This is a genomic window from Mesorhizobium sp. P160219 (assembly GCF_057786095.1).
Map to the genome: position 1 here is coordinate 6183923 of NZ_JBYNWG010000001.1, position 13097 is coordinate 6197019.

A 13097-nucleotide genomic window follows, 5' to 3' on the forward strand; every position below is an offset into this window, starting at 1 on the left:
TGCCACTCCGCTGGAGCGGCGTTATCGGACGAAAACTGATGCCAGTGCGCTGTTTCGAAATTCCCCTTGTGATCTCTCAAAACAGCGTGGATAAAAGAATGCGACTAATTATTCGCGTTTGTCAACGTGCCGAATTTCGAATGTATTGTGGACAACACACCACGCCAATGTTGAGACCGGGACCTGTGTTGAAACCGGCAGGGAACGAAGGCATCAATCCGTGAAGCGCAGTCTCAGCCGCGAAACCAGGATGGCGCTCGAACCGCGCAAGCAGCCGCGGCAGGAACGGTCGAGCAAGGTGGTCGACCGGATACTCGACGCGGCTTTGATCCTGACGCGGGAGCAGGGAACCAAGACGCCGACGACGCTCGCCATTGCCCGGCGCGCGGGCCTGTCGGTCGGTTCGGTCTACCAGTACTTTCCCAACAAGGAAGCCATTCTCCTCGACCTCGCCCGGCGCTGGCTGTCGTCGTTTCCCGAGGTGATCGCCAGGCGCATCGAGGTCACCCCACCCACCAACCGCGACGAGTTTCGGCAGGAGGTGCGCAAGCTCTTCATCGATACCTCCAGAATATATCTCGAAAACGCCACCCTGATGCCGGTGATCGAGGCGATATCCGGCAATGCCGACCTCAGGCCGATCCAGGACGAATATGACGAGCAGATCATCGCGCTTTACGCCGCGTGGCTGCAGCATGTGAACCCGGCCCTTGAAGACAAGATCGCCAGCCGGCTCGGCGTGCTGATGATGGATGTCGGGCACGCCTGCCGGCTTGTGGGGTTGAAGCGGGATCGCAAGACATACGACCTCATCGAGGACGATGTGGAAAGAATGTGGCTCGCTTTGGTCACCCCCTATCTCAACCTTGAGTGATTTTGCTATTTCGAGAGGAAATTCATGAAGACTGTCTATTCGCCGCTTCATGCCGGCCATGCCGGCCAGATGGAACTGGTCACGTCGGCAATCGTGCCGGGTTTCGAAAAGCCGTCGCGGGCCGAGTTCATCAAGGCGCGGGTCGAGAGCGAGAAGCTGGGGCCGATCATCGGACCGGTCGAGCACGATCTCACAGCCGCCAAGCGCATCCACAAGGCCGACTATATCGACTTCCTGCCGACCGTCTGGCCGGCGTGGAAGGCCGCCGGCTTCGAGGGCACGGCGATGCCCTTCACCTGGCCGACGCGCGGCCTGCGCGGCGACGTGCCACCCAAGCGCGTCGACGCCTTGCTCGGCTACTATTCCTTCGACGCCGGCGCCACCTTCGTCGAAGGCACATGGACCGCGATCAAATCGTCCTATGACGTGGCGCTGACGGCGGCGGCCTTGGTCAAGGGTGGCGAGCGGTCGGCCTTCGCGCTCTGCCGCCCGCCCGGCCATCACGCCGGTGCCGGGTTCATGGGCGGCTACTGCTACATCAACAATGCCGCGGTCGCCGCGCAGTGGTTCCTCGATCAGGGCGCAAAACGCGTCTCGATCCTCGACGTCGACTATCACCACGGCAATGGCACGCAGGAGATCTTCTATGAACGCGCCGACGTGCAGGTTCTAAACCTGCATGGCGATCCGATGGTCGAGTACCCTTTCTTCCTCGGCCATGCCGACGAACGCGGCGCCGGCGCCGGCGAAGGCTTCAACGTCAATTATCCCATGCCCTTCGGCACCAATTGGGACGCCTGGAACGCCTCGCTGGAGGATGCCTGCGTCAAGCTCGCCGCCTACGCCCCCGATATCGTCATCGTCTCCCTTGGCGTCGACACCTTCGAGAAGGACCCGATCAGCAAGTTCAAGCTGAAAAGCCCGGACTATCCGAAGATCGGCCATCGCATCGCCAAGCTCGGCCTGCCGACGCTGTTCGTGATGGAAGGCGGCTACGCCGTCGAGGAGATCGGCATCAACGCCGTCGGCGTGCTCACCGGCTTCGAGGACAAATAGGAAAGCAATTCCAAGATAAGTGTGAAGCGGTTTTCCCGCCGGAATTGCGCCAAAGAGATATGGGGCGGCTCCGGCCGCCCCGACCTCTATCTAGGCGGCCGCCGCCGGGTTGGGCGCAACCACCGGAACGGCTGGCCTTCGCGACCGACCGATGCGGTAGACAATCACCGCCGCAATCACGCCTGCCGCCAGGATGGCGAGCGCCAGCAACGGTCGGTACCAGAACCAGGCAATCGCAATCGTCACCGTGCCGACCAGGATCGCCAGGACGAAGGCGATGATGCCAGTACCCATCCGCGCCATGCTGCCGAGGAAGGGTATGACGTCGAGGATCACCCCGATCGGGCTGAGGAACAGCGCAAAGCCTATGGTCAGCAACAGCAAGCCGGCGCCGCGCAGCAGCCAGGTGATCAGCGTGTTGGCGCTGACGGCGTCGGCGAACATCTTTTCGGCCGGGACGTTGCCGGTGTCGACCATCAGCAGCGCATCGCCGGCTTGCGTCTGGTAGGGCTCGAAGCGGCTGTCGGCCTGGCGCGCGATGATGCTGATCACGCCCAGCGGCGCCAGTTCGTAGCCGATTCGATAGTCACCCAAAGCGGGCGTCGTGTTGTCATTGCCGAGAAAAATCTTGCCATCGACGATGCTGAGCGGTTTCGTTCCGGTATAGGCAGCCTTTATCGCCGCCGACTGGTCGGCTGAGAGCGAATAGTCCTTGTCACCCTCGATACGGTCCAGCACTGGCGTATCGAGATCGAAGGCGACAAGCTTGCCCTCAGGAATCTGGAAGGTCCGGCCGTGGATTTCCATCGGCGGATTCTGGTGGCCGTCCGGCTTCTTGAAGTCCGACGAGTTGATCTGGCTGTCGTCCCACACCTTGGAATAGCTGTAGGTGGTCACCGTCTCTTCGCCACCGCCGAGCTTCTTGGTCGTCTCCGACTTGGACTCTTCCTTCCACTGATACATCTCGACACTGCGCGACAGCCGCAGCCCTTGCGTGGCGATGCCGAAATCCGGATCCGCCAGGCCGCTGTCCGCCGTCACCAGTCCGCTGACATGAACCAGCTTGCCGTCATTGGCGGTATCGACGCTGTCGGCGCCGACCGAAACCACCGCTCCAGAACCTTCGGCCAGCGAGCGCGCCGTCTGCACGGCGCGGCCTTCGTTCCAGAACAGCCCGATCACCATCAGCACGATCAGGATAAGGCCGAAGATGACCCCGCCGACCGCGCGCTTGATCCGCCCGAACCACGAGACGGATGTGACTTCCCGAAATGAATCGCTCATCGTTTCCCCCGAAACAAAGTTGCCCAAGATTTAAACGCGGCCGGCGGCCGCCTCGTATCGATCAGTCGGCGTGGATCTGCGCGCCGCAGTCCCTATCGCCTGTACAGGAATGCACCGCCCGTGTCGTGCCGCCATCGCCAACCCGCCACGGCGAGGCCGACAGCGGCGCCTGGCGATTGCCCCCGAGAAGATCGAGCGCCCGCATCGCCGTCTCTTCACCAGCCTCGTCACGCTTGACGATCTCGACGTCCTTGAGGCCGATCGCGGCAAGCTGCGGCATCACCACATCGGGGTCGCCCGCCACCACGATCAGCGACGGATCGAGCGACGCCAGGGCCAGCGCCTGTTTCTGAACCGCATCGAGCGTCAGCTTTGTGCGCGCCGCCATGCGGGTTTGCTGGTCCTCCAGCGTCGATCCGCTGCCGACCGCGCCAATCAGCGAGGAGAACAGACCAGCCGACGTCTCGGCCGATCCAGCCAGCGCCCGGCGATAGACAGTCACCGTGCGGTCGACTTCGTCCTGCGCCACCGGCAAGGTGGTCAGGCCGGCAAATCCTTTCAGGATTTCGGTAATCGCCGGCCCGGTGTTGGCGCGCTCGACGGTGGTTGCCACGACCAATCCCGAGCCGGCCTTCATCGGGCTCATCAGATAGCTCGACACGCCATAGGAGTAGCCCTTCTCCTCGCGGATCACCGAATTCAGCCGGCTGGAGAAATCGGCGCCAAGCAGGTTGGAGACCGCGGTCGATTCAGCGCGCTCGCTCTCGTCGGTGCCGGGCGCCGGCCGCGCCACGAACAGCGCCGACTGGCTGGCGCCGGGTTCGGGCACCAGCAGCACTTTCTGTCCCCCGTTGAAATGCGCCGCCGGCGACGGCTCGACGGCATAGCCGGCGGTGTCGCTTGTCCACGCGCCGAATGCTTTTTCAAGGCTGGCGGTGACGGTCGCGACCGGCATCGGGCCGACGCTGTAGAAGGTCACCGCCTTCGGCGTGAACTCCGCCTTGAACGCGTCCCTCGCCCCGTCGAGCGAGATCGAGGCCAGCGCCTTTGCCGACCAGTCCACCGCTGCCTTGCCCGGCACCTGCGGGATCAGCGTCGCCTTTGCCACGCGGCCGGCAACGCCGGGCAGATCCGCCTCGCGGCCGTTCAGCCAATCGACTGTCTGCGCCATCAGCACCGTCCATTCGGTCTTGTCGAAACGAGGCTTCAGCACCGCGTCGGCGAGCAGGCCAATACCCTGGTCGAGCTTTTCCGGCGGCACGCCAAGCGTCATCATCGTGGTCAGCGTTCCGGCCTGGTGGCCGACGCCGGCGCCGATGTCGCTGGCCACCTTGGCGAAATCAGCCGAGCCGCGATCGGCGGCCCCGCGTGTCGCCATGCTTGCTGCAAGCTCCAGCAATCCCTCCTTGCCTTCCGGCACGCTGTTCCAGCCGCCGGCGGCACTGGCCGCGACATACACCATCGGCGCTTCCGGCATTGTGTAGTGGACGAGTTTGATGCCATTCGAGAGCGTCGCCGTTTCCATGGCGGGCAGTGTTGCCGAAGGCGCTTGCCCGGCCGCATGCTTCGGAATGTCGATCGCCGGTCGCTCCGGCGCGGTGAACGGCTGCGGTGTGCCGGACGACCCGATCAGTGCATCGGGATAGCCGCCGCGCGGGCCGGGCTTCAGCACCAGTATGCTGGCGTCTTCCGGTTTCAACAGCCGCTTCATCGTTGCCTCGACGCCCGCCACGCTGGCGTCCTTCACCCGCGGGTCGTCGACCAGCGCGCTCTGCGCATCGCCGAGCACGTCGGCATTGTAGGAGACGACGCCGGCGCGATCCTTCAGTGCTTCGCTGTCGAGCCGCGCTGCCTGCAAGATGCCGGTGCGCGCACGCTCGACATCGACCGGATCGAGCGGGGTCTTCAGGAAATCCGCAAACGCCGTTTTCATCGCGCTTTCCAGCGCTTCCGGCGCCACACCTTCGGCGGCACCCGCCTCGAAGGTAAAGCGGCCACCGAGCAGACCGCCGGTCCAGCTCGCGCTGGCATAGGTGGCAATGCCCAACTGCGAAACCAGCCGGTTGCGCAAAAACCCATATTCGCCGTTGCCGAGCAGTTCGGCGGCAATGCTGAGCGCACCATTGTCGGGCGACTGCGCCACCGGGCCACTGAAGCCGACCACGACGATGGGGCTTGGCACACGATCCTCGAGCACCAGCTTGAGCCGGGCCTGCGTCGGTTCCGGCACGGCGGGCCGCGCCACATCGGCGCCGCGCGCCACGCGGCCGAACGTGTCGGCAATCAGCGCCTTGGTGTCGTCGATCTCCAAGTCGCCGACCAGCACCAGCACCGCATTGTTGGGCAGATAGTAGCTGTTGAAGAAACCTCTGACATCGTCGAGCGTCGCCGCATCAAGATCGGCGACCGAGCCGATGACCATGCGGCTATAGGGATGCGGCTTCGGGAACAGCCCGGACCAGAAAGCTTCCCAGCCGGATGCGCCGGCCTTGTCGAGCACGTTCTGGCGCATCTCGTTCTTGACCACCGAGCGCTGCAGATCGAGCTTGGCCTGAGTCACCGAGCGGCCGAGATTGGCCATGCGGTCGGCCTCCAGCGACAGGATCATCGGCAGTGACGACGACAGCCCGTCGACGTAATAAACGGTGCCGTCTTCGGTGGTCCAGGCATTGATCTCGTTGCCGAGCGCGGCGTGCGCGCCGAACACGTTCGGCCAGGCCGGCGTGCCGGAAAACATCAGATGTTCGAACAGATGCGCAAAGCCCGAGCGTCCCGCGGGTTCATTCATCGACCCGACGCGGTAGCGCAGGTTCATCACCACCTTCGGCACGCGATGGTCGGGCACCAGCACCACCTGCAGCCCGTTGTAGAGCGCATAGGTAACGGTCGGCTCAGCCTTGGCGGGCGCTTCCATGCCGGCAAGAACCGCAAGCACCACCGTGAACGCCAGGAAAACCTGCTTCATCATGACCCCCGATGCTGATGGCCGCGAGCAAGCGCCGCCAAATCCGCCGTATGACCGAAGGGATGCCCACCCCTGCCGGCTGCCGAGACCCTATCGGAATCGATCGGCCCTCGATACGGCAGTATCGCAACACCCTCTGGCTTTTTCGTGTCGGCGTTTCAGGCCTTTTGCGGCGGAAAAGGCCGCGGAAGCCGCCCCTGAGTCGCTTGAGTCCAATAATATTGATTTTGTCAAATCGCGTTTGATGTCGGATTCATCTGCGGGTAGATTAGACCCGAATCAGCCGGTCCTTGGGGGGCGCGGCGACCACCCAAAGTCTTAAGTTCCGGCCAATGACCGGCACCAGACGCGGACGGCTTCGCGTTCCCTGAATGGATTCGGCGATCAGCGCGACCGCCGCGCCGTGTGAGTGCTTCGTAAACGTGATGCGTCTTCAAGTTCGGCCGCTGCTAACCCCAGCGTCCGGGCTCAAGAAAAGACTCCGGCCATGACATACAACCAAAGCATCCAATGAGCAGTTCCGCCGCGCTTCTCCAATCCGATACGTTAGGCTCGCGCCTTGAATCGCGCGGCGATCTCACCTCCTTTTTCATGCAGCTTGCCGCCGAGATCGGCGCCGACAGCTACATGCTCGTCGCCATCGTCCACGACCAGGACCGCAACGACGCCCGCATCGTCTCATCCAACTGGATCTTCGACGCCATTGAACTGATCGGCAAGCGGCTGATCGCCGGCCTTGCCCAGGGACCGCTGACCGTTGCACCTGGCATCCGCCCGAGGCCCCTGGTCGCCGCCGCGGCACCCGACGCCGGCGGACTGCTCACAGGCGAAGAGGCGCGCCTGCTCGACGTGCTTGGACATGCCGAAGTCTATTCGTTGCGGCTCAATGTCGGCCGCCAGCGGCTGTTTGCGCTTTTCTCGGCGGCCGAGGCCGGCAGTATCGACCAGCCGGCGCTGATGAAGGCTCAGTTGAAGTGCTGTTACGCGCTGTCCGCCATCCCGCAATTGATCGCCGCCGTCGCCATGCAGGACCCGCTGTCCGACCGCGAGCGCGAATGCCTGTTCTGGGTGTCTGAAGGCAAAACCACCGATGAGGTCGCAGTGATCCTCGGGGTCTCGTCCAACACCGTCAACAGCTACATCACCCACGCCATCCAGAAATTCGCGGCCTCGAACCGCGCGATGGCCATCGCCACGGCGATCAGGAGCGGCATCATTTGAAACACGCTGACATCAAGGCGGCGGCCGAAGCCCTTTTCAACGAGCAGCGCAATCCGTTCGGCGCCTTCTCCATCGGTTCCGAGACGCACCATGCCGTTACCATCCCGGACGCGGTGCGCCGCTGCCGCTGGATCGCCGTCGACATCAACGCGTCGGCGTTTGGCCTCTATTTCGTCAGCCCCTCGCCGGAACGGGCGCGCCTGGTGCCGAGCTTCGATTCCGACTATCCAGCCACTGCGGTGACAACCAAGTTCATCGCCGGCGCCAATGGCGAGGAGATGGTGCGCCACAGCGGCGCCTCGACAGCGCCGCGCTGGTGGGCCGATGACGGCATCGCCGGCTCGGACGCCGTCTTCCAGAACCTCGCCTGGGCGGAGCGGACGGCGCCGCTGGCGCCGGGCACCAACGGCATTGCCTTTCCCGTCCATGCCGATCGCGGCCATTGCGGGCTGGTGGTGTTCCTCGGCTCGACGATCGCTCTGCCGGAGGACACGCTCTACGAAATCCACGCCCGCTGTTTTTCGCTGTTCGCCGCCGTCGCCCGCATTCGTCCGAACGATGCCGGCCGGATGCGGTCGATCTCCAAGCGTGAACTGGAGTGCCTGAAGCTGACCGCCAACGGCAACACCAGCGAAGAGATCGCCAGGCTGCTGAAGCTGTCGGTCCACACCGCCAACCAGTATCTCACCCAGTCGACGCAGAAGCTCAACGCGGTCAACCGCAACCAGGCGGTGGCCAAGGCGCTGCGCCTGGGGCTGATCGAGTGATCCGAGTTGCGTCCGGCGATTGGGATAAGACAAAAGATCAGCGATAGGCGAGCGGCTCGGTCCGGCGAATGCGCGCCTCTTCGATCACCGTCTCCAGCAAGGGGGTGTTGTGCTCGGGGTCCTCGCCGGGCTTTTCGAACGACACATAGTTGACCGCGACCGAAGACCTCTCCTCGCTCAGCGTCAGCTGGAAATAGACGGTGACGCCCGGCGGCCGAAGCTCGAGATCGAGCACGATGCGCGGGCTGCCGCTCCAGTCGACATGTGCCTCGCCGCCATGGCCGAGCCTGAGCGTGCCCGGCAGGAAAAAAAGCTCCACCGCCGAATCCACCAGATCCGACAGGCAAGCGAAATGCTCAAGCCGGATGAAGGCGATGTAGTCGGCGACATCGATCAGCCGCAACTCGTCGACCACCTGCTCGATGGCCTTGGCAACGATGAGTTCGCGGGATTTTGCGTGCGGTTGGCGGTTCATGAAATTTGTCTCCGCTCAGCCTTTTTGGAGTAGACGATCCGCACCAGTTCGGCGACGGCCTGGTAGAATTGCGACGGGATCACGCTATCAACCGAAACTTGCTTGTACATGGAGCGGGCGAGCGCCACGTCCTCGAAGATCGGGATGTTGTGCTCCTTGGCGATCTCGCGAATCTTGAGCGCAACCAGGTCCTGGCCCTTGGCCAGCACCAGGGGTGCTGAATCCTCGTCGCGGACATATCTGAGCGCGATGGAAAAGTGCGTCGGATTGGCGATGATCAGCGTCGCGCGCGGCACCGCCGTCATCATCCGCTTGCGCGCCCGGTCACGCGCCAGCGAGCGCAGCCGGGACTTAATGATCGGGTCGCCCTCGGACTGTTTGAACTCGTCCTTGACCTCCTGCTTGGTCATCCGCAGATCCTGCTTCCAGTGGAAGCGCGACCAGACGACGTCGACCGCCGCGATCAGCCCCATGACGAAGACGATCGCCACCAATATGTCGACGGTGATGCTTTTGATGACGAGGCCGAAAGCGACGGGGTTGGTGATCATGCCGGCCAGGAGCTGGCGGTAGTCCTGCGACAGCGTGAAGTAGAGCACGATACTGGCGAAGCCGAGCTTGCCCAGCGATTTCAGGAACTCGACCCAGCCCTGAATGCCGAACATCCTGGTCCAGCCTTTGGCTATCGAGATGCGCGACAGCTGCGGCCGGATCCGCTCGCCGACGAATTGCGGCATGTTCTGCAGCACCGAGGCGCCGATGCCGGCCACCACCAGCAGCGCCAGCAGGCTGACAACGGCATGGCCGATCTCCATCATCACGGTCTTGTAGAGCGCGATGACGTCGGTCTCGGTGTCCATCGGCCACGCCTCGGGCTTTTCCAGGAACATCGACAGGAACATGCCGAGATCAACGACCGCGTCCTTGGCGTAGAAGACGGTGAACACCAGTATGGCGATGAAGGACGCCAGAAGTGCGGCCTCTCGCGAATGGGGCAGCTTGCCCTGTTCGACGGTGTCGCGGATCTTCTTTTCGGTCGCGTCTTCGGTTTTGGAGTCTTTGTCCGCCGCTTCAGCCATTCAGCGCTCGGCGTTAAGCCGCTTCGCTCTGCTGCGATGAGGGCAGTTCGAAAGCCCCCTCGCGCGAAAGCCGGATTGTCGCCACCGCGATGTTCTTGCGCGCCGTCATGATGTCGGCAAGCTGAATGCCTTCCGAGCCCTGGCCGAGCTCGGACTCGATCATGCGCCGCGACCGTGCGCCGATCGCCGACAGCACCGATTCCGTCAATGCGGGCGCCGCACCGCGCAGCGCCAGCGTGATCAGTTCGGTCGACAGCCCGTCGAAAAGGAGTACCCTCGCCTTCTGCGTCAAAAGCGGCAGATCGTCGAAGGCAAACAACCTGGAGCGAACACCGCCGAGGTCCGGCGTGCCGGCCTCTTCCAGATCCTGCATGACCTCTTCCAACTGAGGCTTGTCCATCTCGTTGAGCATACTGGCGACGCGCGCCTGTCCCGCCGAGATATCCTTGGTCGCGGTCTGCGCCAGCACGCTGGCGCGCAGCTGGTTCTCGATGATCCTGGTGGCCGCGTCCGGAATGGTCGCCATCGTCACCATGCGCTTGATGATCTCGCTGCGCATCGGCTTTTCCATGGTCAGCAAAATGTTGGCGGCGGCTTGCGGCGCAAGCTTCGACAGCACCATGGCCGCGGTCTGGGGATGCTCGGCGGCAAGGAATGTGCCCAGACGCGTCGGTTCGAGCTTTTCCAGCTCCGGCCAGATCGGCGGTGGCCCTTCCGGCGCAACCTCGAAGCGCTTGTCGCCCATGATGGCGCTCATCTCTTCGGGCGACAGCGATTCATTGAGGATCGTGTCCATCCGGTCGGCGGAATCGAGCAGGCCCGCACCTTCGGTGAACTCGGCCTCGAATTCGGCAACGATGCGTTCGAGGTCGCTTTGCGGAATGGTGCGCAGCAGCCGCGCCCCTTCGATCAGTGCCTTCAGTTCTTCTTGCTTGAAGAATTTCAGCAGCCGGCTGGCCGAAGGTTTGCCCATCGCCACCAGGATGGCGGCGGCCTTTTGCGGGCGCGTGAGCGTCACCGGCGTCGTCATGGCATCCGCTCCTGCTGAGACCGCATGTCATTCATTGCTCAAGCGCCCTTGGTCGCCGCGATAATTTCGGTCAGCCTGATGCCAAAGCGCGACGGATCGCTTTCCAGCACGGTGATCTCGCCGCGCGCGATCTTGCGGCCGTTGACCACGACATCGACCGGTTCGCCGATGCGCCGGTTGAGCGCCACCGTCGAGCCCTTCTGCAGCGCCATCAGGTCCGACACCGGCATTTCCGTACTGCCGAGGATGATCTGCACATCGACCGGGATGCTCATGATGATGTTGGAATTGGCGCCGGACGTGGCAGCCCGCAAGGCGGCGTCGGGGCGCTTTTCCTCCTCCTGGAGGACGCCGCGCAATTCCTCGATGGCGCGGTCGAGCTGTTCGTCCGGCTGGTCGATATTGGCTTCCACCTTGGTCTTGGCCATCAGTCGTCTCCAAATGCTTGGGCTTGCCCGGCGTCAGCCCGGCATGAGCCCATCGATAAAATCCTGACCGGCATCGTAAGGATGCCTGATCCGGACGGTGTAGTTCTGCCCGAGTTTACCGAACTCGCAGACAAACAGCGTCTTGTCGCGCGCGCTCAGCTTGGCCTGCGACTGCGCGGTTTCCTCGAACTCGATGACCTGGCCTGGCTCGAAACCGGCGAGATCGCCGAGCGTCAGGCGGGCCAGCGGCATGGTCGCTTCGAGCGTCACCGTCGAGCGCATCACTTCTTCGGAAAAACGTGCCCGCCAGTCGGAGGTCGTGCCTTCGCTGTCGTGGACATCGGCGATACCGCGTGTGGCAAGCAGAATGCGCTGCGGGATCATCACCGTGACCGTTCCGCTGTCGGTCGGCGTCGAGATGCCGAAGACGATGCGCACCGCCGCGCCATCGCGCAGCACGCGACGCTTGGCTTCGCTGCCCGAAAGCGCCCGCGGCACCGGCAGCCGCAGCTCGAGCGAGCGCCGGCCCGATCCGTTCAACGCCTGCGCAACTTCCTGGAAGACCGTGGTCGCGACATCGGTCTCGATCTGCGACAGAGCGCGCTCGATCGGCGAAACCGGCTGATCCGGATCGCCGCCGAACAGCGCGCACACCATCACGGCGATGGCCGGCGCATCAGCCACCAGCGTCATCGCATCCGAAGACGTCGGCGATGCTATGATGGCCATGGCAAAGGCATCGCCGGCATTCGTGCGGGCATCGGGAACACGGCTGATCTCGACCGCGCGCAGGTCGACGGTGACCGGTGCGCCGAGTTCGCCGGCCAGGCTCTTCTGCAGCAGCGGCAGGGCGCGCTCGCCCATCGAGCGCCCGGTGCCGATGACATGAGCGGCCTCACCGCTGTCACCGACCAGACGCTCAATGATCAGCGAGCGGGCTTGCGAGGGGCTGCCAGGACTTGTCATGACGGCGTGCGGTCCTGTCTGTCGTCATGCATGGCTCAAGCCGCTTTCTTCTCGGCGGAAGCTGTGTTCATCGTGCTTTGCTCGACGGCATCGATCGTCGGCCGCTCATAGGACGAGATGGTCTTGCGACCGAACTCGATCGCCACCTGCGGCAGGGCGCCGTTCATGTAGGCAAGCAGCGTCTGCTTGACGATGATATAGAGGCGGTTCTTCTTCTCGCGCACCGTCTTGATCTTGGTGGCGACCGGCCCGACCACCGCATAGGACAGGAAGATGCCGAGGAAGGTTCCGACAAGGGCAGCGCCGATCAGGCCGCCGAGGATTTCGGGCGACTGGTCGAGCGCGCCCATCGCCTTGACCACGCCGAGCACGGCGGCGACGATGCCGAGCGCCGGCAGACCATCGCCCACCGCCACCAGCGCATGGTAAGCCTTCATCTTGTCGGACTTGATGGTCTGGATTTCCTCGTCCATCAGCGCCTCGATCTCATGCGAGCGGGCATTGCCGATGATGATGATGCGGCAGTAGTCGCAGATGAAATTCGTCAGGTCGTGGTTCTTGAGCACGGTCGGGAACGCCTGGAAGATTGCCGACTCCTCCGGATTGTCGATATGCGCCTCGACCTCGCTGCGCGACTTCGAGCGCAGTTCGCGCATCAGGCTGTGCAGCACGCCCAGCGTCTCCAGATAGTCGCGCTCTTTCGGCACCGCCTGCTTGAACGCTTCGAGGATACCCCTGCCGGTGTCCTTGACCGTCTTCATCGGGTTGGCGACGAGAAAGGTTCCAAGTGCGGCGCCACAGATGACCACCGCTTCCCAAGGCTGCATCAGCACATGCAGATGGCCGCCCATCGCCATGAAGCCGCCGAGAACACAGCCGAGCGTCACCACAAGTCCGATCAGAATGCCCACGCCAGATCCTTCCGCATCACGTCAGGCCTAACCGATAGCCC

The 13097-nt window shown here is 63.6% G+C and carries 12 protein-coding genes; 4 read left to right on the top strand and 8 right to left on the bottom strand.

The window, feature by feature from the left end:
* Positions 1-220: 220 nt before the first annotated feature.
* Positions 221-874, top strand: coding sequence for a TetR/AcrR family transcriptional regulator (locus AC3EMP_RS29925; protein ID WP_023804754.1), 654 nt, complete (start codon positions 221-223; stop codon positions 872-874).
* Positions 875-898: 24 nt separating this feature from the next.
* Positions 899-1930: a histone deacetylase family protein gene (locus AC3EMP_RS29930; protein ID WP_352594699.1), complete on the top strand. Its 1032-nt coding sequence runs from the start codon at positions 899-901 to the stop codon at positions 1928-1930.
* 90 nt (positions 1931-2020) lie between these two features.
* On the opposite strand, the gene AC3EMP_RS29935 is transcribed toward AC3EMP_RS29930, so the two are convergent.
* Both AC3EMP_RS29935 and AC3EMP_RS29940 read right to left on the bottom strand, forming a co-directional pair.
* Positions 2021-3214: a TMEM43 family protein gene (locus AC3EMP_RS29935; protein ID WP_488494706.1), complete on the bottom strand. Its 1194-nt coding sequence runs from the start codon at positions 3212-3214 to the stop codon at positions 2021-2023.
* A 61-nt stretch (positions 3215-3275) separates the two neighbouring features.
* Positions 3276-6182 carry a M16 family metallopeptidase gene (locus tag AC3EMP_RS29940; RefSeq protein ID WP_352594697.1) on the bottom strand — a complete coding sequence of 969 codons (2907 nt, stop codon included), beginning with the start codon at positions 6180-6182 and terminating at the stop codon, positions 3276-3278.
* 507 nt (positions 6183-6689) lie between these two features.
* Between AC3EMP_RS29940 and AC3EMP_RS29945 the strand changes: the two genes are divergently transcribed.
* Positions 6690-7400: a helix-turn-helix transcriptional regulator gene (locus tag AC3EMP_RS29945; RefSeq protein WP_023683473.1), complete on the top strand. Its 711-nt coding sequence runs from the start codon at positions 6690-6692 to the stop codon at positions 7398-7400.
* Positions 7397-8167, top strand: coding sequence for a helix-turn-helix transcriptional regulator (locus AC3EMP_RS29950; protein WP_023686334.1), 771 nt, complete (start codon positions 7397-7399; stop codon positions 8165-8167). Before AC3EMP_RS29945 ends, AC3EMP_RS29950 begins: the two co-directional genes overlap by 4 nt.
* Before the next feature lie 37 nt (positions 8168-8204).
* Here AC3EMP_RS29950 and AC3EMP_RS29955 read toward each other — a convergent pair whose 3' ends face one another.
* Genes AC3EMP_RS29955 through motA form a run of 6 tightly spaced genes read right to left on the bottom strand, consistent with a single transcriptional unit; the run spans position 8205 to position 13056 of the window.
* Positions 8205-8642, bottom strand: coding sequence for a hypothetical protein (locus AC3EMP_RS29955; protein ID WP_352711272.1), 438 nt, complete (start codon positions 8640-8642; stop codon positions 8205-8207).
* Positions 8639-9721 (bottom strand): flagellar biosynthesis protein FlhB, encoded by a 1083-nt coding sequence (gene flhB / locus AC3EMP_RS29960; RefSeq protein ID WP_023755000.1) that lies wholly within the window; start codon positions 9719-9721, stop codon positions 8639-8641. The genes AC3EMP_RS29955 and flhB overlap by 4 nt, the downstream gene beginning before the upstream one ends.
* A 13-nt stretch (positions 9722-9734) precedes the next feature.
* The gene (locus AC3EMP_RS29965; RefSeq protein WP_023683476.1) at positions 9735-10751 is read right to left on the bottom strand and encodes a flagellar motor switch protein FliG; all 1017 of its coding nucleotides are present in this window, start codon (positions 10749-10751) and stop codon (positions 9735-9737) included.
* A gap of 38 nt (positions 10752-10789) precedes the next feature.
* A complete protein-coding gene (gene fliN, locus AC3EMP_RS29970; RefSeq protein ID WP_023683477.1) occupies positions 10790-11179 on the bottom strand; it encodes a flagellar motor switch protein FliN in 390 nt (129 codons plus the stop codon).
* Positions 11180-11212: 33 nt separating this feature from the next.
* Positions 11213-12145 (bottom strand): FliM/FliN family flagellar motor switch protein, encoded by a 933-nt coding sequence (locus tag AC3EMP_RS29975; RefSeq protein ID WP_023683478.1) that lies wholly within the window; start codon positions 12143-12145, stop codon positions 11213-11215.
* Between the two features lie 35 nt (positions 12146-12180).
* Positions 12181-13056, bottom strand: coding sequence for a flagellar motor stator protein MotA (gene motA / locus AC3EMP_RS29980; RefSeq protein ID WP_023671751.1), 876 nt, complete (start codon positions 13054-13056; stop codon positions 12181-12183).
* Positions 13057-13097 lie beyond the last annotated feature (41 nt).